This window comes from Spirosoma harenae (assembly GCF_054776975.1).
In genome coordinates this window covers 224,697-247,597 of record NZ_BAAHBD010000027.1, presented here as the reverse complement: position 1 = coordinate 247,597, position 22,901 = coordinate 224,697, and the positions used below count along the sequence as shown (strand labels likewise).

Here is a 22,901-nt window from a genome sequence, read left to right as displayed (position 1 = left end):
TCCTTCGTCAGCATGACAAAAAATTAGTAATGTCAAAGAATTAACTAATGCAGTTCATTGAGCCATATTTCTTGTGGGGAGCACTGGCCGTTGCGATTCCGGTCGCGATTCACTTCTGGCACCAGAAGCAGGGAAAACCGTTGCCTTGGGCCGCTACACAATGGCTTCTCGAAAAAGAGCAACAGCAAAGCCGTGGGATTCGGCTTGATAAACTTTGGTTGCTAATTGTTCGTTGTTTGTTGCTCGTTGTTTTAGCCATTTTATTAGCCCAACCGCTTCTGCAATGGGCATCCCAAACACCAACTATTCAACGGACGCATCTCGTACAACCAAGCTCAACCATTGTCGATAATTTCCGCTTCGAATTGACGGAAGCGCTCAAAAAAGGGGATCGGGTAGTTTGGGCAAATGGGACATTAGACCCCGCAACCACCGACCTGAAATTACCAGAAAGATTAGCTGTATTAGGACCTTTATCGCTACAAACAGCAGTGAATCAGGCAGATGCACCAAACACTGAATTGCATCTGTATATCAGCAATAACCAGAATCTGGCAGATGTTCCGGCTATCACGGTTCCAGCTCTATTTCAATTACACGTCACTATTGATTCAATCCGACAATCAAGTGCTTATCTAGATGTAAAAGGTGGACGAAAATTATTTATTAACCGACTCGGTCGATTAGTCAGTGCTCCGACTCTAGATCCAGGTCTGAAATTTGGCACAACACCGGTGCATTCAGGTCCCATTCGAGCGCTGATTTCGTATAAAAATCCACGGGAGCAGCAAACGGTGAAAGCGTCGGTAGCCGCGTTGACCGATGTTTATGGACTTGATCTTCAGATCGATGAGAAATCCATCCCTTCCCAAACCTATGACTGGGTATTGACGGATCAGCTGCCCCAGACTCCATTATCTCAAACCTTATACGTCGTTTCGGGGGCATTGCAACGTCCTGCTTATGCAAACGTCATTGGTACGGATGAATCGCTAACTCCTCAAACGTCTACGCGAGTGGCAAACGGAGAATTGCCAGAGTGGTTGGGCGAGCAATTACTGACACATTATGGTCTGGATCGGTCGATACAACCACTCAGTCGCCAGGATTTGAACGCACTATTCGTCCCCGTCACGAAACCAAAAACCGAGCAGCAGGCCAGTCTGCAAAATGGACTTTTTCTGTTGTTTATCGTTCTATTAGTAATCGAACGCTGGATGGCTTTAACCAAAAACGCATGAACGAACTAAAACGCCTTATTTCGTCGGTCACGTACCAGCTGTATGCCAACGCGCTACTGCGCTGTATACTGCTTGCGGCAACGGCTTATTTGCTGACGGCTACGTTTATGGGCTCAGCAATGTGGTCAGCTCTGTTAGGGTTGGCTGGATTTGGAGTTGGTGCTTTTATCAACAAGCTTTATCAGGACAAAAAACCACAGGCTATCCGACTCATCCACCAAACCGTCGGCGACACGGAATACAGTCTACCTCTACTGACCAAACCCGAACTTAATCTGGCCGAGCAGCTTCAGCTCGATCGGCTAAACAGTCAGATACAGCAGGTTCAGATACCGATGGTTATCCTGTCGAAAGCAGGAATTTATGGCTTGGTTTGCTTGCTGGCCCTAGTCATTTATTGGGGCTATCCAAAATTGCAAAGTACGTCAACCGGTGACCCGAAAAAGAAAAGCTTTCTAGCCTCCATTCTCCCAGAGAAAAAAGCAGATACCCCACCTACGTTTGAATCGGCATCATTGCGCATTCAACCACCGGCATACACGCAACTGCCCGAAATCAATTCCCGTAATTTAAATGCATCGTCGGTAGTCGGATCTACGCTTACCTGGCAAGTTGCGTTTAGTGATCAGGATCGGTTATCAGTACGGTTGGTCGGTAGTCGCGGACAGGAGTTAGCGTTCAAGAAATCAGGAGGATACTTCTCCTATCAGGATCGACTAATTAATTCGGGGCTCTATGCGATTAAAGCTTATTGGCGTACAGAAGCCGGACGCGATTCGATTGTCTATCAGTCTGATTTCTACCGATTGGAAGCTCGCCCGGATTTAGCGCCGAAGATCGAACCGGATTCAAAAGAGCTATATAAGTATCATTACCTCAAAGATCCAAAAACGCTACATATTAGCGCGCATTTCTCCGACGATTTCAGGATTACTCAAGCCTATATCGTTGCAACGGTTGCGCGTGGATCGGGGGAAAATGTAAAGTTTCGGGAAATGAAACTGCCCCTTTCACCGGGCAATTTCAAAGAAGCTAAACTGACCAAAAGCATTGACCTTAATGCGCTGAGTTTTGCGCCCGGCGACGAACTCTATTACTATTGGGCCGCCTTCGATAATCGCCAACCCGAGCCTAATTTTACAAAATCAGACACCTATTTTGTAGTTTATAAAGATACGACAAAGGCTGAAGAGAGTGAACTGGCAACGATGGCGGTGAACATCATGCCAGAGTATTTCCGAAGTCAGCGGCAGATTATTATCGATACGGAAAAGCTGATTGCCGGTAAGAAAAAACTAGCTGCTCAGGCCTTTAAAAGTCAATCGAACGAAATCGGCTTCGACCAAAAAGCCTTAAGATTACGGTATGGGCAGTTTTTGGGCGAAGAATTTGAAAAAGCAATTGGAGGTGGTAGTCCATTACCAACCAATGGCGATGGGGCTGTCGTATCGGGAATGGCGGCTATTCAGGCCTACATGCACAAACATGACGAGGGCGAAGGCGATCATAGCACGCCAACTCCCCCACCACCAACCCACAGTGCCGACGACGGCCATAATCACGGTGGCGGAGGAAACAGTGACGACAAAGACCCATTAGCTGCCCTGATGGAACAATATGTTCACAATCACGACGATGCCGAAACAAATACGTTCCATGAGCAATCGACTCGATCGTTGCTAAAAATGGCGCTGGAAAACATGTGGCAGTCGGAATTGCATTTGCGGCTCTATGAACCCGAAAAAGCCCTCCCTTTTGAGCAGGAAGCACTTAAATACCTGAAATTATCACAGCAAAAAGCGCGGTCATACGTCAAGAAAACTGGTTTCGATCCCCCACAAACGAAAGAGAAAGAAACCCGGCTTACAGGCGAGTTTAAGAATGTCACAGAAGGTTTCAAACTGGAGCGAACGTATAGTCAACAACGTCTCGAATCGTTAGTTGCTGCCGTGATTGGCTACCTGGACCTTCCCAAATTGACTAGTCAGCAGCAACAAACAACTCAGCAACTTGGCAACATGCTGACCGACCGGGTGGTGAGTAGTGGATTGGCGAACTGGTCGGTGCTGGCGACGTTACAGAAATTGATTACGGGAAAACCGATTTCGTTAGCGGAAAAGTCAGCACTTAAAACCCGTTTGCACACACTTGTGGGCGCATCCGAACGAACGGGTTCGGCTTATGTAAGCGACCGTAAACTGCAACAAGCTTTCTGGCAACATCTGAAGTAAAGAATCACCCATGCATACAAACGTTAACTGGACGAGTCCGATTAGCTGGTTAATTGCGGTAGCCCTAGTCGCTTTATTGCTGGTTCAGATCTGGGTCATTATCCGAAACCAGTCTCTATCGCCGATCCGAAAATGGGTACGGGGAGGCTTAAATGGATTGCTTTGGCTTTTGGTGGTAGGGTATTTTCTTCGGATTCAATGGACAGTCGAAAAGCCATCGAAGCACGCTCTTCTGGTTGACGATGATGTTCCTTCAGCCACTGTTCGGCAGGTGAAAGACAGTTTGCACATTCAGGAGAATTTTACGGCTCGGAACGTCAACGCGAAGTATGATTCGATAACCTTACTTGGCCAGCGTTTTCCGACAGAACTTTTGGCAAAGTTGAGTAATAGCCACATTCAATGGATTCCATACAATCAAGCAGATCAACTGCACGTGATTCACTGGGATGGAATTGTGCGACAGGGGGAGATGCAGCGAGTGAGGGGACTTGTTCAGTCCAGTAAAGAACAATCGCTTCGGCTACGGTTTGGTGGACGAACCTTGGATAGTATATCGGTCCATGAAGGCCATAACGAGTTTGCACTCCAATTTCCTGCATTTGCACGGGGACGTAGTCAGGTCGAGTTAATACTTGGCAACAAATTACTCGATACTCTTCACTTTTTTGCCCGCCCAAGCGACCCTATTACGGTTCAATTCCTATTGAACAGCCCTGATTTTGAAAGCAAAACCCTAGCTGACTGGTTTGGGAAACAGGGGCATACAGTAAATCTCTCCGCTACATTATCAAAAAATATCGGTAGCAGCGTCAGCATCAACAAAGGAGGAAAAGCAGTGCCTGATTTGATTGTGACTGAACCGGCTAATGCGGCTAATACCGCGATCAAGAAAGCCGTAGCTGACGGGAAAGCCGTTTTATTTATCAATCTGACAAATCCGGAAGCCGATCTGCGGACTATTAACCTAGCCTTAGGAAGTCGCTGGCAAGTCCGTAAAGTTTCGAACGAGCCCTTGATTCCAGTGAGTAATGGACTGAATTCGCTGCCGTATCGTTTCGCTGAAACTGTTACCCAGTTCACTGTTCCAAACTATCCGGTGGCCGTTCAGCGAACTATTGGGCGCGTAGGTGTCAGTTTGCTGAGCGAAACGTATCCGCTGTCGTTAAGTGGTGATAGCTTGACCTATAATCGTCTTTGGACATCAGTTTTAGCGCGTTTATCGTCCTCCAATCTAAATACAGTTCAGGTTGACGCTCCCGTTTATAGTGGCATTCAGCAAGCGATTACGATCAACAATCCGTCTAAGCGATTAGCAACCTTGAAAATTGGTCAGGATACGCTTCGGCTAACCTATTCACCGATCAACGAGCGTTCGGCTACTGGACAGTCGACGTTCAGTAAATCAGGGTGGCAAACAGTGCAGGATTCGTTAGCCATGTACGTTTCGCCCATTAAAGCTGATGACCCTACGGCCAGTAGAGTGCTTGTTAGTCAGTTTATGCTTGCTCATTCGCTGGCTGAATCAGCGGCCGGAACGATTGAAAAAGCAACTACCGCCCAATTGCCTGACTGGGCCTGGCTAGTTTTGTTGGTTGCCTGTTTTACCGCTTTATGGGTGGAACCAAAAGTGTAATTGCTCCCCCAATCACTTCGGAAGCATTGTGAGCAACAATTCGGGTTCGTTGGTTGTGATGTAATCAACCTTCTGCGATAACAACCAATCTAGCTCGGCTTTGTCATTAACAGTCCAGACGTTACTTGTCAGCTTCAGTTTTTTGGCTTCCTGAATCCAGGCTTCGTTTTTACGAACGACAGTCTGATGATAATCAAAGCCATCTAAATGATCGGCAGCCAATTGTTCTGGCGTTTTATTGCCGGTGAGATAGGAGACTTTCGCTTCGGGGCTTAACTCTTTTGCCTTTTTACACACATCGTAATCGAAGGCAATGTAATCAACCCAGGCTTGTGCTTTCAGGTCGTGAACCATCTTCACCACTCGCTCCGTCAGGGCCAGTGAACGTTCTTTCCCAACGGTAGAGGTTTTTATCTCCAGTATCAGGCGAGTGCGCGTCTGTTTCATACCTTCCTTAAGATAAGCCTCCAGCGTAGGCATCGATTCGCCATTGCTTAATTTTAATTTGGCGAGTTCGGGTGCCGATGTTTTTTCGATCGCTAGTCCCTGAATAGCTGGATCGTGATTTACAACCAAAACAGAATCGGATGACATGTGAACATCGAACTCGCTTCCCATGCATCCCAATTTGACAGCGTTCTGAAGAGACGTTAGCGAATTTTCCGTTGTCCCCGACTGTTTCCAGGCTCCCCGGTGGGCAATGACCTGATTCCGAATAAACGTATCTTTTACGACCCGAAACGTATCCCGAACCGCCCCATTACCGACTGTACCCGTAATGACAACATCGAACCAGGGCAAGTCGGAGTTAGCGGCTGCGGCACTGATTATAAGTTGATTTGACTTATCCAGTGAGAACATTTTGGCATTAGGTCCCTGTACAGTATATCGTTTAACAGGCGATTTAGTTTGTACTTTGCCAACGGTCAACTGGGTAGGTGTATAGGTATAATTCGTAAGCGACAATATAGATTGCGACATAACCGATTGCGTTTCTAAACAGGCAACCAGTACTGAACAGACAAAAACGATAAAGTTGCGTTTCATGGATAAATACGAACGTTGATTCTGATAAGAAAGTGGATTCGCCAGGGGAGTTACTTGATCTATTGTTTCTGATAGGCGCAAAAATAGAAAAAGGTAATCCTTCGTGGATTACCTTTTTATTATCATTGACTTTCGAACCGCCAATGTTTTACTGAAACGAACTAGTGTCAGCACGTTCATTTGTCCGATCACTTTTACGACTATCGCAGTCACCGTGGTGGTAACGATGCTGGTGACCGTAATGGCCATGTCTTTCCCAGCCATAATGTTCTAAGCCATGATAGCCATAAGAACGAGGACCAACGAAAGCCATCAGACTCCCGAAAGTTATGGCAGCGGTAATCACGACCGCCCAAGGGTTTAAGCGCTGTCTCATAAGTATTTATTGTTTAGATATTCGTTGTTTCTGACGATGTTTCGTTCACTGATTTATCAGCTGGTTTCGGCGATTCATAACCACCACAGCGACCGTATTCGTACCGCTGTTTGAACTGACTGTACTCTTCATCGCTCATTTGCCGGATTCGGTCGGCAAACGCAGGCATGTATCCGTAACCCCGGCCGGGTCTCCAGCCACCTCGACCATATCGTCGTCTGCCAAAGAGTCGGAACAGAGCGCCAATAATCAGGAAAAAGACGAGCACGCGGAGCAGGAAAAAGGGCATAATAAACAGGGCTGCACCTAGAAGAGCGCCGGCTAAAATGGATCTTAACAGGTTATTGTTCATTGGGTTTGTGTTTTTATTGTTCGTATATATGGGATGACGAACAATTTCAGAAATTACTTTAACGATTTTCATTTTTTTTGCACAGCCCTTAATCGCATTTCATGATCAGCTGCTCCGGGCCGGTCATTCAATCACGGATACTGTGTATCTGGTGGGCTTTGATAGCCCTGCTTATTTCACTAAATGTTTCCGGGAAGTTTATCAGCAAACACCGGGAAAATTCGCTGCACAGCGTTTGTAATCGTCATTTTTTACGGATTTTGGCTTATCTGGAACATCCGTTATAGTATTTGGAACATTTGTTATAGTCCCTTCCGTCATCTAAGGCCAATTTTGTACCGAGTTTGTGACACACAAATTCAGGTTGCTTTCACCGATATAATTTAGGTTGATTTCGCAGTACAGTTTCCTTTTTAACCAACTCTCAAATCATCTATTTCTACAGCCTACTTCCATCATTACATGAAAAAATTCGCCTTCCTCGTTCACATGCGTAGTAGTTACAGTTTCGATCTAAGCCACATGGCGTCACCGCTCGGCTGGATTCCCGATTCTGCTTACCGCTACGCGTTTCGAAACCGCCCTTTCCCTCCTTTTATCTGGAGCGACGTTACCCTCACTCCGGGTGCGACAGAACCGGAAGGCTATATCATCATGTTGCCTTATACCGGTCGCCAGCTTCTTGAGCAACAAAAACCCATGTTGCCCTTAGTTGAAAAAGCGATAAAACTTGCCGCCAGTAAAGGAGCCGAAATCTTAGGGCTGGGTGCTCTTAGCTCGCCTATTACGCTTGGGGGGAAACTTGTCGCTAACAATCCTTATTTGTCTGTTACAAATGGTAATGCCTACACAGCCGTGATTACGCATGAACGTGTTGCTCAACTAATCGAAGAATCACCGGCTTATCGACCAGTTGTGGCGTTAGTAGGTGCTACGGGTAGTGTTGGCACGTTGGTTAGCACCATGCTGGCAAAGAACAATCCTGAAGCGGAATACATGCTGGTCGCTCGGAATGAACGTCGGCTGGTCAATCTAGCGAACGAAATGAAGCAGACAAATTATGGTGTGCAGGTCAGCACGTCGCAAAATATTGATGACATCAAACGAGCGGATATTATTGTATTACTCACGAGTGCCGCTGATTGCCTGCTTGAATCTCACCATCTGAAAGCGAATGCTATTGTTCTGGACGATACTGTTCCCCGCAATACTCACCCTCGCCTGCTCACTCAACGTCCCGATGTAAAAATTATCGACGGGGGAATGGTAAGTGTACCAAACCTGAAAACCAACAGTCGCGGTATTGGCTTACCAAGAGGTCTTTCATACGCTTGCTTAGCTGAAACAATGTTACTGGCCAAGGCAGGTTACAATGGCGATTTCAGCGTTGGCAATCCAACGTTAGAGCAAGCAGAATATATTCGTTCGGTTGCGTACCGTTTTTCGCATCTGGGCTTTGACGTCGCTCCTGACCATAGCTTTGGCCGACTCCTGACCAACACCCCTGCTTCTTCCGCTGAGTTAGCCGAAACACTGGCCGTTTAGCTCCCAATAAATCATCGACTTTCAACCAACCTCTTTATGCAATCGTCCCCTATTCAAGTTGTTCTGCTCGGCGGTGGCTACGTATCCGTTTGGGCGTACCGTTCACTAGTCAGCAAACTTCGCTCCCGGATTGATTCGGGTCAGGTTGTACTAACAGTCATATCACCCTATCCTTACCATTGCTATCATGGCTGGACCGCCGAGGGACTGACAGATATCATCGATAACCAGAATCGTCTTAGCCCGTTAACCGAGATCATGCCCAAAGCCAAGCTGTTACTGGCCGAAGCAGAAAGGCTTGACTCAGAGGCTCAGGTCGTTTATATACGTACCAAAAACGGCGAACGGCAGGGCATTCATTTCGATCATTTATTGCTGGGCATTGGGTCATTTGATAGCGAGTCCGTCGAAGGAATTCTCACCTATGGCTATCAAATAAAAGCCCCGGAAGCTTTTCAGCGTACACAGGAGCACATGCATGATCTGGTGAAACAAGCCGCCCAGTCTGATCCAGAAACGGCTCGTCAACTATTGAGCTTTACGGTCGCCGGTGGTGGTTTTGCAGGTGTAGAGCTGGTGACTAATCTTGCTGAGTGGGTCGAGATGATGAAGAAATCCTATCCGAATCTGCAAAACATTCAACCACAGATTCGTCTGGTTAATCGGGGGGCTCAGGTACTGACAACGCTTCAACCCGATTTCAAACGACTTATCCATTATACGGAAAAAGTCATGCATCGGTATGGAATTCAATTACTTAACAATGTTAAGTTAACAAAAGTAACACCACAAGGTGCTTACTTAAGTGATGGCACGTTTCTGGAAAGTAGCTTGGTCTTGTCGACGGTTGGGCAAAGCCGGTTTGTTTTATCGGGAACCGAGCAGATGCCTCGTGATTCGATAAAACGTCTGCTGACCAATGCGTATCAGCAAGTGAACAACATTGCCAATATCTGGGGAGGAGGCGATGCCTGTAATGTGCCACATTATCAGTCTGGTTTGCCGTGTCCATCCAACGCTTTATGGGCTATTAAACATGGCGACTACGCTGGTCGAAATATTGCCCGCGCTATCAAAGGTAAACCCCTCAAACCATTTACGTACAGAGGATTAGGACAAGCGGCCAGTTTAGGGTTAGGCAAAGGAATTTCCGAATTGTATGGCATTCAGTTTACCGGAGTCATTTCCTGGGTAATGCGCTGGTTTTTCTTCCACTATTTCATGCCTTCCCGTCGATTAATGATGAATTCCGTTGGCAACTGGCTCCATCTGGCTTTCCGCAGGCAACGAAAACCAGTGGCGTCTTCACTAGAGGGAGTCCAACCAATAGTTGCGCAAACGGTGTCAACGGTCTGAATTATTTATGATCGCTTCCATCCTCGGCTTCGCCATTCCCGCCATTCGTTTTTGAATTTCGCACGGTCTTCCTCGCTCATCTGATGCCACTTTTCCCGCCAGTTGGGGCCGCCCTCAAACGGAGGTCGCCCCCTCGGTGGACCAAATTTGAATCCGCCAAATAGAATGCGGAATAGCACCAGTATTCCCATTGCCTGCCAAAACGTAACGGCCCGAACAGAAGTAACGGGTACCAATACATGATTCCAGAGCCAGTAGACTATATACGTAATACCCATCAGGGCTGCGAGTATAACCACCGGAAAAAATAGTCTAAATCGTCTTCGTCCGTAAGGCCTTCTCATCGTTTTAGAGGTTATCAAGTTCGTCGTATAGATTTTTGAGTCGTTTGCGCAGGTGCTGAACAGCGTACCGTTTTCGGGAAATAATAGTTTTCAGGTTCTCGCCCGTTTCATCCGCAATTTCCTGTAAGGTGCGATCTTCCAGCTCATTCTGCACAAAAACCGTACGCTGATTTTCGGGAAGTTCGTCAAGGGCTCGCATAAGTTCCTCCCAGAAAAGCTCTTTAAAAAACTGATCATCTGGCGTTTGCGGATCAGACAACAGAATGTCTCGAAAACCACTATCTTCTTCGTCTCCTTCAAACATCAACTCGGAGAGCGGATCTTCTTTTTTCTTCCGGTACGAATCCGTTATTCGATTTCGGGCCACCTGAAACAGCCAGCCACTTATACTTTCAATTCCATCCAGATCCACTACTTTACTCAGCTGATACCAAACGTCCTGTAAAATATCTTCTGCATCTTCGTCGCTTCTTACTTGCCCACGAATAAACCGCGACAGCCGACTGCCGTACTGCTTAACGGTTTCAATAATATTTCGTTTGGGCGTGTCAGCCATATATACTATCCTTAGGGCTTATCTTCAGCTTCGCCCGACGTCAGGCGATCAAAGGCTTCAAATATCCTGACTTTGGCTGGATTGTCGTGTCGAATAATGATAGAGGTCAAATAAAGCTCGCCAGACGGATCAAGGATGTTACGAAAATGATGCTATCCTTTAATTTTTTGTCATTCTTCACTTCGTTCAGAATGACAAAAGCGCCTAGAATTTAGGGGTAATAACAAGGTTTAATATTATCTAGTCGGCCTTTTTCGGCATAGAAAAATGAATAGGGTATCGACTTCATTCCTGAGTGATAGGCAGTACGTTTTTCTTCACGAAGCTTTATAATTTATTTCATACTCCTCCTCTATACGCTTCTGTTCAGCGCATTTTCGAGCCATCATCCGGCGTGCCCAGGCAACGGCCCGTTCGTTGCTGGCTTCAACTGATTTTTCGGGATTGGTTTCCTGTACCATGACTTTATTGGTTTTAATTCGTCAAAACTATTGGTATTTGTGAAACAAAAAAATGGCCTGACTGTGCCAAGTTTAGTGCGTCAATCGAAAAAACTAGTATATTCCATTTTTCGTTTTCCAACTGAACAGAAGCTCTATTTTTCTAACCCGCACGACTAATGCCTGTATTCACCCTCGGTATCGAAGAAGAATTCCAAACCATTGATCCCAGCACCGGCGAGTTGCGTTCACATATGTCGAAGATTGTCGACGGTGGCCAAATAGTCCTTCAGGAGCGCGTAAAGGCCGAAATGCACCAAGCCGTAGTTGAAGTAGGTACTAACATTTGTAACACCATTCAAGATGCTCGCCAGGAGGTCACTTATCTTCGAAAGATGATTATTGAACTGGCGGAGAAACAAAATTTAAAAATAGCCGCTGCCGGTACGCACCCCTTTTCCGATTGGCAGGAACAACTCATTACCCCCAACGAGCGGTACGACCGACTCATCGAAGAGATGCGCGATGTAGCTCGTTCCAACCTGATTTTTGGCTTACACGTTCACGTAGGCATAGAGAGTCGGAACGAAGGCATTCAGATTATGAATGCCGTACGCTATTTTCTCCCACATATCTACGCCTTGTCGACCAACTCACCCTTCTGGCGGGGACGAAATACGGGGTTCAAATCCTACCGTTCAAAAGTATTTGATAAATTCCCACGAACGGGTATCCCCGACTTTTTCTCGTCGGCGGCCGAATATGACGAATACATTAATCTGCTGGTAAAAACCGGTTGTATTGATAACGGCAAAAAAATCTGGTGGGATATTCGGCTGCATCCGTTCTTCGATACAATTGAATTCCGCATTTGCGACGTGCCTATGCGAGTGGATGAAACCATTTGTTTAGCCGCTATTATGCAGGCACTGGTCGCCAAAATTTACAAGCTACACAAACAAAATTTAAATTTCCGCCCGTATCGACGCATACTGATTAATGAAAATAAATGGCGCGCTGCTCGGTATGGTATTGAAGGAAAACTGATCGATTTCGGGAAACAGGAAGAAGTACCTACGCACCATCTAATCCACGAGTTGCTCAGTTTTATCGACGACGTCGTTGATGAATTAGGTAGCCGGGCAGAGTGTGAGTACGTCCTGAAAATCCTGGAAATGGGTACGGGTGCCGATCGGCAACTGGCTGTTTTCCAGCAGACCAGCGACTTAAAGCGTGTTGTCGATTATATCGTGGAGGAAACTTCTTTCGGCATCCTGTAGTTATTTTTAACCACCGTCATCAACAAATAAACTGTAATACAACCACCTATGAACTTAATTAAAATTGCGGTATTAGATATGAATAACGGCCATCCGAATGAGGGTATGCGCTGTATTCTGCAAACGATCAGAAACGTACAGGGGGCTGATTTTGGAGCCGATCTTCACGCTGAACTTTCTTTTGATGTTTTTAACGTTAGAGCTAACAACGATCTACCTGATTTGGAGTACGATATTTATGTTTCGTCGGGAGGACCGGGCAGCCCCTTAGCGTCGACCGATGAATGGGAAGCTCGCTATTTTGACCTCATCGACCAGATTATTGAGTGGAATAAGCACAATGACCGAAAGAAATTTGTTTTCCTGATCTGTCACTCGTTTCAATTAGTTGTTCGGCATCTGGAGTTAGGGTTATTGAGTCGACGAAAGTCAACGTCGTTTGGTATTTTTCCGGTACACAAAACCGAAGAAGGTGAGCATGAATCGCTTCTGGAAGGTTTACCCGATCCGTTCTATGCGGTCGATTCGCGTGATTATCAGATTACGGAACCGAATCAGGAACGTCTGGATGATATCGGTGCTACAATTTTGTGTCTGGAAAAAATCCGTCCTCATGTGCTGCTCGACCGGGCTGTGATGGCCATCCGGTTTTCATCTGAAATGATAGGAACCCAATTCCATCCGGAAGCCGACAACGAAGGAATGTTACGTTACTTTCTAAAGCCCGAAAAACGGAATCACATTGTTCTGAATTTCGGTCAGGAAAAGTATGACGCCATGGTTTCGTATCTGCAGGACCCCGATAAAATTGCATTAACTGAGTCAGTTATTCTGCCAGGATTCTTGCGGCAAGCTATTCAGGCATTAACCAGTCAGCTTGAAGAACCTCAGGCAGCCTAATCAATAGTTAAAAATCGTTTTGTTATGCTGACGAAGGAAGCATAACAAAACGATTTAGTAGATAATTCTGAGAAAAGTCTCTTAACGTTCTCACCCATTCCAGCCCACACGATACCTAAGTTATGATTAAACCTGTTCGTCAAGCCTTTAATGAAGCTTTTAGCCCGGAGCGCTACCGGGCTTTTTTGGATCAAATCCACACCGATTTTCCGGATCAACTGGATTTTCGGGTGGCCGAAACACCCGTTTTCGTTCCGAAAGCACTTACTGATAAGCTTTTAACTGCCTGCGATGATATTGTAAAGGCAATTACGCGTCCTAATTTTAAGATACTCACCGAACGGTCAATTCCGAAGGGGCAGGAAGTACCAAACGAAGATGCGCATACGCAATTTCTGGCTGTCGATTTCGCCGTTTGTAAGTCCGAACTTAGCGGCCCTTCTTACGACGAGCTAACACCACAACTCATTGAATTACAAGGATTCCCCTCGCTTTATGGGTTTCAGCCTTACGTAGCCAATCTATTTCGAACAAGTTACCCCATTCCTGATAATCTTACGCATTTGTTTAACGTAGATACCAATGCGGATTATCTGGAAAAGCTCCGGCAATTGTTAATTGATGATTGCCTGCCGGAAGAGGTTATACTACTGGAAATCTTCCCCGAAAAACAAAAAACCCGAATCGATTTCACACTAACGGAGATCGCGACTGGCGTTCGGGCAGTTTGTCTGACGAAAATAAAAAAAGAAGGTCGAACTTTATATTATGATCGAGATGGTCGTAAGGTTCAAATTAAACGTATCTATAACCGACTGATATTCGACGACTTACGCAATTTTCCGGATCTTGAAACGGAATTTCATCTCACTGATGATGTCGATGTAGAATGGGTTGGGCACCCTAACTGGTTTTTCCGGATTAGCAAATACACATTGCCACTTCTGAAAAGCCCGTATGTACCCGAAAGCCATTATTTGTCCGTACTCAGCGAGTATCCGGACGATCTGGAGAATTACGTGCTAAAACCCCTCTTTTCATTTGCCGGTAGTGGGGTTAAACTTAACATTACCCGCGAGGATCTTGATGCCATACCGATTGATGAACGAGACGGCTACCTACTTCAGCGTAAGGTTCGATATGCGCCCATTATTCAATCGCCGGATGGGCTGGTAAAATGTGAAATCCGGATGCTATTTATCTGGCCTAAAGGCGATCCAAAACCCACTCTGATTACCAATCTCAGTCGATTGAGCCGGGGCGAAATGATTGGCGTTAATTTCAATAAAAACAAAGATTGGGTAGGTGGTTCAGTTTGTTTTTTTGAAAAGTAAATAAATAGTTTGACGTTTGATGTTCGAACACTAAACGTCAAATTATTTATCTGAATGGAACCCACTACCCCACTCGTAGCCGAAAAAGCCTTATTTAACCTTAGTGGAAAAGTCGCCATCATTACTGGTGCCAGCAAAGGCATTGGCGAAGATATCGCTCGTGTATTTGCTCGCTTCGGCGCTAACGTGGTGATTAGTAGTCGTAAACAGGATGCCTGCGACGCATTAGCTAATGACATACGAGCCGAGGGTGGTGAAGCAACAGGCATCGCTGCACACGTTGGCGATTTAGAACAACTTAAACAGCTTGTCGATAAAACCATTGAAACCTATGGTGGCATCGATATTCTGGTCAATAACGCGGCCTCCAATCCTGTTTTCGGTCCTTCTCTTGATTGCGACGGACTGGCTTTCGACAAGATTATGCAGGCAAATGTTAAAGCGCCGTTTGAGTTAAGTAAACTCTGTTATCCAAGTATGAAAACACGGGGAGGTGGGAGTATTATTATGCTCAGCAGTATTGCTGGCCATACTCCCGACCCAGGCTTAGGTATTTACAGTGTCAGCAAAGCTTCCCTAAACATGCTTACGAAAGTACTAGCAAAAGAATGGGGGACGGATGGTATTCGGGTTAACGCAATTTGCCCCGGTCTGATAAAAACCAAATTCAGTCAGGCGCTTTGGCAAGATGAAAGCGTTCTATCCCGCTTCACTAAACATATACCTATTGCTCGAATGGGCACCACCGACGAAATCAGCCCCCTCGCCCTATTTCTAGCCTCTGATGCTTCATCGTATAGCACTGGAAGTTTGTTTTATGCCGATGGCGGAACTGTGATTTAAGTTGCTATCAGCATTTATGGCGAATACTAGTCAGCATTCAATAAGCTTCATATTCCAGAGTTTGTATCAGGCTTCCATCAAAGGCAGAATTAATTTTCGTTAGTAAACCATTCGCATCATAACTGTATAAATAGCTATTAACCAAAACGTTATTTTTGCTAAAGGTTCTAATTTCAGGCTCGCCTACAATTAATCCATAATAGGGATTTGGCTTATTATCATATTGAAACGTTTGTATTGAACTACCAAAGTCATACCCTGCATTATCAGTAATTCGTGTTTTTGTCTGAATAAGAGAGAAAATGATTAAAAAGAGCAATAAAACTCACGCAGGCGGCAAAATTGTTTTCCATAAAGAATAGTTAAATAAGTATACAAATTCGACATTTTTAACTATATATACCTGTACTAAAAAAGGTAAGTAAGAACCTGAAAGATTTTTTATTTCTGCCTTATTTCTATATCTACTATATAACGAAAGCCTATCAACTTCGGCATAAAATGACTAGTTGATAGGCTTAAGATGGTATTCCTTTAACAAATTGAATTAGTTACGCTGTTTCAAGAAGTGCGTTCTCATACATTCCGTTACTACGCGTTAAGGCGCTATTGCCGTAAAGGCTATTACTTTTCACAAGGCTATTCCCAATAAAGCCATTTACGTAGCCACTACCTGGCGAAGTGCCCCCTTCTTTTAGCTTTGTCTTTGCGCGTTTATTACTGATGAATTTATAAATCCCGTAGCCAGCAGCGGCCAATAGTGAAGTGCCTAGTGCGATTCCCAGGCTCGTTGTCAGTTTCTTATCCATTATTCATTCGAGGCTGTTTGCAGAAGTAACCCACATTCGATAAAATAGTTTTTATTTCCCCCTCCCGATAAACCGGGTAAAACCGACAACTTATCTGACCGAGCCTGGACCCAATAATAAATTTGCGCTCCAGTTACTAAGTTATCCATCCAGATTTCTAACTCTCTGTGTAGCTTTTAGCCTAGCTTTATTAACCTATTTAACTGATCTATAATACTCCTCTTAAAAATCCAATTTACTAATACATAAAGCCCTATTTAACCAATTTTACATCTCGATGAAAAACACCTCCTCTCCTTATTTGCTGACTTTACTAGTCGTCGTCAGCCTTCTTTTAACTGTTATAGGTTGTATGGTACAGGATCACCGCATCCCCACGCCAACTTCCTTTTCAGCTGCTCAGGGACCACCTTTTGCTACTGGCCTTCGCTCGCCAATCGGCCTAACCGATGACCCAAAAGGCAATGTTTGGGTTACGGAAGCGGGCAGTGGCACCGTCAACAATGGGCAAGTTTCGGTTATTACACCCACCGGAACGGTTTATCCGGCAATTACTGGTTTTGTCTCAGCGATTAGTCCTGAAAACTCTCCCGAAGGATTAAATCATCTCGTTTATAAAGAAGGAAAACTCTATATCCTGCACGGCGTTGAGGAGAAACTATACATCGTTGATATTTCGGGCTTTGTGCCTGGGGTCAGTTCACCAATCGCAGCCAGTACACTTACTGGGTTTGATATTGGCACGTTTGTGCGAAATGCCCATCCAAACGCGCCAGATCCGAAAGATTCGAACCCGTATAACCTCACATTTGGTCCGAATGGCGATCTGTTTATTGTCGACGCTGGAGCCAACGCCATTATTCGTCGGGATAAAACATCTGGTGCATTGAGCATTTTCGCCGTTTTCCCAGACGTACCTAATCCAACGTATCCGGGTACAGTAGCGAATCCGGCAATGGGCCCTCCAACGATTGATGCTGTACCAAGTGGGATTGTCTTTGATGGGTCGAACTTCTTTGTCAGTACACTGTATGGGTTTCCATTTCCTCCGGGTATCGCCAAAATATATCAGGTAAGTGGCGCTGGCACCCCACCGCTTAGTCCTTCGGTATACAAATCCGGTTTCTCAGGCCTTACCGATTTAATCTTTTCCCCCAGCGGCAAACTGCTGGTGACCGAATTTGGATTTACTCCTCCCGGACGCATTGCGAATGGCGACGATCCAAGCGCAACGTTGTTCTCACCCGCTATTACGCCTGTAGATATTCATTTGAGTACACCTTTCGGAGATACCTATTATCTACTGTATTATGGTCCAGGCATCGTGGTGAAATTAACGGCGAACTGATCTCTTATAGGACGCTGATTTCATGCCCTTTGACAATCAGCGTCCTATCGGTTAAATGAAACGATTTCTCTTAAGACCGTTACTTTTCAATAGCCTGCTCGTATAAAGTAGATAAGCCAGATCGAAAACTGGCACGCTAATTGAATAAGACAGGGCATGACGAATCGTAATGTTATCAGCGCGGGCATCAGTTTGGGTATGCTTCTTTTCTCGGTGGCCTGTTGGACAGTTGTATTCAAACTGTTCGTTTGGTAGTTACCCCTTATTCCACCTAGGATTACTGGCGGCTGTCAATTTATTCACTATTTCATCAGAAATGCTTATTTTTGGTCAATCCAGACCGGGCCATTTTAGCCCATAAACCGGCTTTTACTGGGTCTGCTATGACCGAACGAGTTGCTTTTTTCGATACACCTCTCCTTTATCTCAAGGGATTAGGCCCTCAACGGACAGAATTGCTCAACAAAGAGTTAAACCTGTTCAGCTACGGCGACCTGATTCAATACTACCCTTTTCGCTACGACGACCGAACCCGTTATTACACGATCAGTGAGTTGATGGACTCCATGCCCTCTGCACAAGTTCGTGGTCGGCTCCGCGACTGGTACATGGAAGGAGAAGGCCCCAAAAAACGCTTAGTGGCCAATTTTCAGGATGGAACAGGTACGATGAGCCTGGTTTGGTTTCAGGGGATAACCTACATCGAAAAAATCCTCCGGCGAGACGGCGAATACATAGCCTACGGCAAGCCGCAATCGTTTAACGGTCAGTTCAGTATTATTCACCCCGAACTGGAAAACACCGCAACAAGCACCGAACATGAAGCTGGTTTTTTTCCGGTCTATAACCTGACTGAAAAACTTCGCAAACGCCACATGGATAGCAAAGCCATTGGCAAAGTGATGCGAATGCTGCTGGAACAATCGTGGCCACATATTCGTGAAACGCTACCCGATTCGCTGATCCAACAGTTTCGACTGATCGGTAAGCGAGAAGCGATGTGGAATATCCATTTGCCACAAAATCAGGCCTGGCTCAAACAGGCGCAACGGCGATTGAAATTCGAGGAGCTGTTCTACAATCAACTCCGACTAATCAAAAACAAGCTCATTCAGAAAGAGGAGTTTCCGGGGCAAATTTTCCGGGATACTTCGCTGATGAAGCATTTTTACAACGAGCTGCTTCCCTTTGAATTGACACTGGCGCAGCAGCGAGTGATTAAAGAAATTTACGCTGATTTCCTGACGGGCAAACAGATGAACCGACTCTTGCAGGGGGACGTAGGAAGCGGCAAAACGATTGTTGCGTTTATTGCCTGTCTGATGGCTATTGGCAATGGCGCACAAGCTTGTTTGATGGCGCCAACCGAAATTCTGGCCGACCAGCACTACAACGGCCTCAAACCCTTTGCCGATGCGATGGGCCTGAATCTGGGCATTTTAACCGGCTCCACGAATAAAAAACGCCGACTGGTTCTTCATGAAGAATTGCAATCGGGGAAAATGCATATTCTGGTCGGTACGCATGCCCTGCTTGAAGATGTCGTACAATACAAAAATCTTGGCCTCTGTATCATCGATGAACAACATCGTTTTGGTGTAGCGCAACGAGCCAAATTGTGGCGTAAAAACGAAGTCGTTCCGCCCCATATTCTGGTCATGACCGCAACGCCCATCCCACGAACGTTAGCCATGACACTTTACGGCAATCTCGATGTATCGGTCATTGACGAGTTACCTAAGGGTCGAAAACCAATCAAAACGGTGCATAAGTACGATAAGCATCGTTCGGAAGTGTTTGGCTTCATTCGCCAGCAAATCGAACTGGGTCGGCAAGTGTACGTCGTTTATCCGTTGATCGAAGAATCTGAAAAGCTGGATTACAAAGATTTAATGGACGGGTACGAAAGTATGCAACGAGCATTTCCTCGTCCGAAGTATGAGATCGGGATTTTGCACGGGAAGATGCTCCCTTACGAAAAAGACGACGAGATGAAGCGGTTTCTTAAAAACGAAACACAGATTCTGGTTGCGACTACCGTAATTGAAGTAGGTGTAAATGTACCGAATGCGAGTGTTATGGTCATCGAAAGTGCCGAACGATTTGGCCTGTCGCAATTGCATCAGCTGCGCGGACGCGTTGGCCGGGGAGCTGATCAATCGTACTGCGTAATGATGACGGGCTACAAACTCAGCACTGATACACGTACCCGGCTCGAGACGATGGTACGTACTAATAATGGCTTCGAAATTGCGGACGTCGATCTACAACTACGCGGTCCTGGTGATCTGTCTGGTACGCAGCAAAGTGGTGTCATGGATCTGATGATTGCCGATTTAGCGAAAGATGGCCCGATTCTAGCTGCCGCCCGCGATTCGGCTCAAGCCATTCTAAACGAAGACCCTGAACTCGTACTTCCCCAACATGCGCCCATCCGAAATCATCTGGATGGCATCAAACAAACCGATAGTAACTGGGGCCGCATTAGTTAGTATCCCTTCCCTATAGCCAAATCCACCATCCATGTAAAATACATTCCATTGGATTTTACTGGCGTCTATATTTCTACCGCTCAGTGTATAATCTGACCTCAATGTTTAACAATCACCTGATGATCAGCCTTATACTCAATTACAATCGTATTCGTAAACCGTTATTCGATCCATGTTCGGCAAGAAATCACCAACTACGCCAAAGCCTAAAAAATCTCCCCTACGGGAATGGCTCGACTCCATACTATTTGCTGTCATAGCCGCAACGCTCATTCGATTTTTGACCTTTGAAGCGTTTGCCATTCCGACGCCCTCAATGGAAAGCGACTTGATGGTGGGCGATTATTTATTTGTCAGCAAGCTGCATTATGGAATCAGAACTCCCAAAACTCCTCTTCAGGTACCACTGACCCATCAGAAAATCTGGGGAACGAATATTCCTTCCTACAGCACGGCTATCCAGCTGCCTGTCTATCGATTACCGGGTTTTACGACAGTGAAAAATGGGGATGTGGTCGTCTTTAATTATCCGCCTTTAAAACCGGGAGAACCAGATTATCCAACCGACCTAAAGACCGATTTTATCAAACGATGCATTGGCATTCCTGGCGACATCGTCGAAATTCATCAGGAAGAGGTGTCTATCAACGGGAAAGTATTTCCAACACCTGATCGGGCCCAAACCACCTATTTTGTCAAGACTACCGAAGAACTAGACGAACGGTTCTTTCGCAAATTCGATATTGTAAACGATTATAAATCGGCAGAAGGGCCGTTCATCAACTGGCAACCACTGGCGCAGTATAACGATACCACAAAAACATACAGGTTAGTTGGCTATCGAGTGAATACGACCAAAGATGTAATTGCCAAATTCAAAGCATTTGACTGGGTCAAAGGCATTGAATCACAGACGGAACCCGCAGGGCAGACCGAACAGGGCATTTATGGCAGCTCTGCTTTCGCCTGGAACAAAGACAATTACGGACCATTGACAATTCCCAAACAGGGCATGACTATTCCTATCAATAGCCAAACGATTGCGACATACGGGCCTGTCATTGAGCGTTATGAAGGAAATGAGAATGTGGTTATAAGCCCAACTTCGATTCAGATAAACGGAAAGTCTATTCAGTCATACACCTTTAAACAAGGCTATTATTTCATGATGGGCGATAATCGTCATAACTCCGAGGATTCGCGTTACTGGGGGTTTGTGCCCGAAGATCACATCATCGGGAAAGCGGTTTTCGTATGGCTGTCTGTTGATCCCGTTCCGGCTGATATCTGGCACAAAATCCGCTGGAATCGTATATTCCGATTGATTGATTAAGCCAACCAAACATCGTTTAATCCCTCCACCCTTCTGGCTTAAACGGTGTTTGGTTATCGGTTTGCAAGCAGGGCGCTAACGGTGGCCGGTCAGCATTAGGCCAGAGCCGGACTTTGGCTTTTGCACGCTCGCCAATATAAGGTGGTGAAGGTTCTGGAATCGGTTGGCGAGAATTGATCGCATAAAAGAGCGCATCTCCAGCTTCATTATACGAACCAGTCGCACGTGTAGTATCAACAGGTCCGGTTGCTCCATAAGCCACAACGCCCTGCGTATCCTTGCGATCCAGCCAGTAATGAACCAGCGAAACGGCGGACGCGGTAAAATAACCTACTACGCGCACCCTCGATTGCCCAACCTGACGAATATTTCCGACTAAAGCTGTTGGAGGTGTGTCGGCCAGACCACCCGAATGTTGAGTCTGTTCCTGAAAGAGTTTAAAGTATCGGTAAGCGTCAGGCGCCAGCGAACTCTGGCGAATATCGACTAACCCCGGACCGGAATCATAAAACGGTACTTGCGCGACCCGTTGTAAGCTAAGCAATCCACCATTGATATACTGATCGTCAAAAACTTGAATATCATATCCGTAAATGATCTGCCAGCAAGGTGTTCGGCAACGATAATCATACAGCCAATCTCCGCCGGGAACTTCAGGAGCTTCTTCGCCTGCTTTACCCGGCGATGGACTAAAACAATCTTCATTAAGTTCGTTACCCGTTACAAAATAATCACGATCCTTATACACACCCGGCAGTACTTTATTGACCGCATATACACCCTGCCGACAGGTATGACACCACGCCTGACGTTCCCAAAGTTTCCACTCCCAACGGTAATAATTATGCGTTGCCGCCGGGTCCTGCGTATCAATAAAGATGTCGTGAGCCGCCCGATACCCCTTTAGCTGCTGTGCCGATAAACTGGTTGGATTAAACTTGGCGCGAACTTGCGTTATAGGAGGAACATCAAGCATTATCTGCTGTGTAGATTCGTAACGAGTTCCATCGGTAAGCGTAAATCGAAGTTGATACACATGCCCCACCTGTCCTTTGAAATCATTCGGCAACTGATAACTCCCATCAATGGTCTCGTGACAGGGAATCACCTGCGATGAATCCATAACTACTTCCACCATGGCTTTCGTGATGGGATTCGTGCTGAATTGACCCGTCAACCGATCTGTAAACGCTCGTTTAAGCTTAATTACCTGTGCCTCAGCCAGGTTAGTAACAGTACCATCTACAACAAGCAAGTCAATTGTACCGACGGGGCTGGAATTATCAGGATCAATGCAGGCAGATATGCCCGCGAGGAGTAGAATTAAAACTAGTATCTGTAATGGAATAGCGCGCATGGGGGACTGTTGAGTACACTACAAAGCCTTTTACGCCATCACTTTACTACCAGTAATCATGTATGAAACGCGGATTTTAAT

The 22,901-nt window shown here is 45.8% G+C and carries 21 protein-coding genes; 13 read left to right on the top strand and 8 right to left on the bottom strand.

What is annotated here, in order from left to right; genetic code table 11:
* The first annotated feature begins 47 nt into the window (after window positions 1–47).
* The 3 genes from ACYVE4_RS26110 to ACYVE4_RS26100 are packed head-to-tail and all read left to right on the top strand — an operon-like array spanning window position 48 to window position 5,108.
* Complete coding sequence (locus ACYVE4_RS26110; RefSeq protein ID WP_461043231.1) at window positions 48–1,241, top strand: BatA domain-containing protein; 1,194 nt, start codon at window positions 48–50, stop codon at window positions 1,239–1,241.
* The gene (locus tag ACYVE4_RS26105) at window positions 1,238–3,472 is read left to right on the top strand and encodes a hypothetical protein (protein ID WP_461043230.1); all 2,235 of its coding nucleotides are present in this window, start codon (window positions 1,238–1,240) and stop codon (window positions 3,470–3,472) included. The genes ACYVE4_RS26110 and ACYVE4_RS26105 overlap by 4 nt, the downstream gene beginning before the upstream one ends.
* Before the next feature lie 10 nt (window positions 3,473–3,482).
* The gene (locus ACYVE4_RS26100) at window positions 3,483–5,108 is read left to right on the top strand and encodes a hypothetical protein (protein WP_461043229.1); all 1,626 of its coding nucleotides are present in this window, start codon (window positions 3,483–3,485) and stop codon (window positions 5,106–5,108) included.
* Between the two features lie 12 nt (window positions 5,109–5,120).
* Here the strand turns inward: ACYVE4_RS26100 and ACYVE4_RS26095 are convergent, their stop codons facing one another.
* From ACYVE4_RS26095 to ACYVE4_RS26085, 3 genes are all read right to left on the bottom strand, one after another.
* Window positions 5,121–6,155, bottom strand: a complete 1,035-nt coding sequence (locus ACYVE4_RS26095; protein WP_461043228.1) for a glycerophosphodiester phosphodiesterase — start codon at window positions 6,153–6,155, stop codon at window positions 5,121–5,123.
* 148 nt (window positions 6,156–6,303) lie between these two features.
* Window positions 6,304–6,531, bottom strand: coding sequence for a hypothetical protein (locus tag ACYVE4_RS26090; RefSeq protein WP_461043227.1), 228 nt, complete (start codon window positions 6,529–6,531; stop codon window positions 6,304–6,306).
* Window positions 6,532–6,544: 13 nt separating this feature from the next.
* Window positions 6,545–6,883, bottom strand: a complete 339-nt coding sequence (locus ACYVE4_RS26085) for a hypothetical protein (RefSeq protein ID WP_461043226.1) — start codon at window positions 6,881–6,883, stop codon at window positions 6,545–6,547.
* 43 nt (window positions 6,884–6,926) lie between these two features.
* On the opposite strand from ACYVE4_RS26085, the gene ACYVE4_RS26080 reads away from it, so the two are divergent.
* The 3 genes from ACYVE4_RS26080 (at window position 6,927) to ACYVE4_RS26070 (ending at window position 9,784) form a co-directional block, all read left to right on the top strand.
* Complete coding sequence (locus ACYVE4_RS26080; RefSeq protein WP_461043337.1) at window positions 6,927–7,124, top strand: helix-turn-helix domain-containing protein; 198 nt, start codon at window positions 6,927–6,929, stop codon at window positions 7,122–7,124.
* Window positions 7,125–7,345: 221 nt separating this feature from the next.
* Entirely contained in the window at window positions 7,346–8,428 is a 1,083-nt protein-coding gene (locus tag ACYVE4_RS26075; RefSeq protein WP_461043225.1) for a shikimate dehydrogenase, read from the top strand.
* Window positions 8,429–8,464: 36 nt separating this feature from the next.
* Entirely contained in the window at window positions 8,465–9,784 is a 1,320-nt protein-coding gene (locus ACYVE4_RS26070) for an NAD(P)/FAD-dependent oxidoreductase (protein ID WP_461043224.1), read from the top strand.
* A 5-nt stretch (window positions 9,785–9,789) separates the two neighbouring features.
* Here ACYVE4_RS26070 and ACYVE4_RS26065 read toward each other — a convergent pair whose 3' ends face one another.
* From ACYVE4_RS26065 to ACYVE4_RS26055, 3 genes are all read right to left on the bottom strand, one after another.
* The gene (locus ACYVE4_RS26065; RefSeq protein WP_461043223.1) at window positions 9,790–10,128 is read right to left on the bottom strand and encodes a hypothetical protein; all 339 of its coding nucleotides are present in this window, start codon (window positions 10,126–10,128) and stop codon (window positions 9,790–9,792) included.
* A gap of 4 nt (window positions 10,129–10,132) precedes the next feature.
* Window positions 10,133–10,684 (bottom strand): RNA polymerase sigma factor, encoded by a 552-nt coding sequence (locus ACYVE4_RS26060; protein WP_461043222.1) that lies wholly within the window; start codon window positions 10,682–10,684, stop codon window positions 10,133–10,135.
* A gap of 317 nt (window positions 10,685–11,001) precedes the next feature.
* Window positions 11,002–11,145, bottom strand: a complete 144-nt coding sequence (locus tag ACYVE4_RS26055; RefSeq protein WP_461043221.1) for a hypothetical protein — start codon at window positions 11,143–11,145, stop codon at window positions 11,002–11,004.
* 158 nt (window positions 11,146–11,303) lie between these two features.
* Between ACYVE4_RS26055 and ACYVE4_RS26050 the strand changes: the two genes are divergently transcribed.
* From ACYVE4_RS26050 to ACYVE4_RS26035, 4 genes are all read left to right on the top strand, one after another.
* Window positions 11,304–12,404: a carboxylate-amine ligase gene (locus ACYVE4_RS26050; RefSeq protein WP_461043220.1), complete on the top strand. Its 1,101-nt coding sequence runs from the start codon at window positions 11,304–11,306 to the stop codon at window positions 12,402–12,404.
* Between the two features lie 48 nt (window positions 12,405–12,452).
* Complete coding sequence (locus tag ACYVE4_RS26045; protein ID WP_461043218.1) at window positions 12,453–13,304, top strand: type 1 glutamine amidotransferase; 852 nt, start codon at window positions 12,453–12,455, stop codon at window positions 13,302–13,304.
* A gap of 122 nt (window positions 13,305–13,426) precedes the next feature.
* Complete coding sequence (locus ACYVE4_RS26040) at window positions 13,427–14,638, top strand: hypothetical protein (protein ID WP_461043217.1); 1,212 nt, start codon at window positions 13,427–13,429, stop codon at window positions 14,636–14,638.
* A 54-nt stretch (window positions 14,639–14,692) separates the two neighbouring features.
* Window positions 14,693–15,481 (top strand): glucose 1-dehydrogenase, encoded by a 789-nt coding sequence (locus ACYVE4_RS26035; RefSeq protein WP_461043216.1) that lies wholly within the window; start codon window positions 14,693–14,695, stop codon window positions 15,479–15,481.
* A gap of 551 nt (window positions 15,482–16,032) precedes the next feature.
* Here the strand turns inward: ACYVE4_RS26035 and ACYVE4_RS26030 are convergent.
* On the bottom strand, window positions 16,033–16,290 hold the full coding sequence (locus tag ACYVE4_RS26030; protein WP_461043215.1) for a hypothetical protein: 258 nt from the start codon (window positions 16,288–16,290) through the stop codon (window positions 16,033–16,035).
* 277 nt (window positions 16,291–16,567) lie between these two features.
* Here ACYVE4_RS26030 and ACYVE4_RS26025 point away from each other — a divergent pair, with 277 nt between their 5' ends.
* From ACYVE4_RS26025 to lepB, 3 genes are all read left to right on the top strand, one after another.
* A complete protein-coding gene (locus tag ACYVE4_RS26025; RefSeq protein WP_461043214.1) occupies window positions 16,568–17,638 on the top strand; it encodes a ScyD/ScyE family protein in 1,071 nt (356 codons plus the stop codon).
* A gap of 383 nt (window positions 17,639–18,021) precedes the next feature.
* Window positions 18,022–20,130 (top strand): ATP-dependent DNA helicase RecG, encoded by a 2,109-nt coding sequence (gene recG, locus ACYVE4_RS26020; protein ID WP_461043213.1) that lies wholly within the window; start codon window positions 18,022–18,024, stop codon window positions 20,128–20,130.
* A gap of 172 nt (window positions 20,131–20,302) precedes the next feature.
* Window positions 20,303–21,463 (top strand): signal peptidase I, encoded by a 1,161-nt coding sequence (gene lepB / locus ACYVE4_RS26015; protein ID WP_461043212.1) that lies wholly within the window; start codon window positions 20,303–20,305, stop codon window positions 21,461–21,463.
* 16 nt (window positions 21,464–21,479) lie between these two features.
* Here lepB and ACYVE4_RS26010 read toward each other — a convergent pair whose 3' ends face one another.
* On the bottom strand, window positions 21,480–22,820 hold the full coding sequence (locus tag ACYVE4_RS26010; protein WP_461043211.1) for a DUF4249 domain-containing protein: 1,341 nt from the start codon (window positions 22,818–22,820) through the stop codon (window positions 21,480–21,482).
* Window positions 22,821–22,901 lie beyond the last annotated feature (81 nt).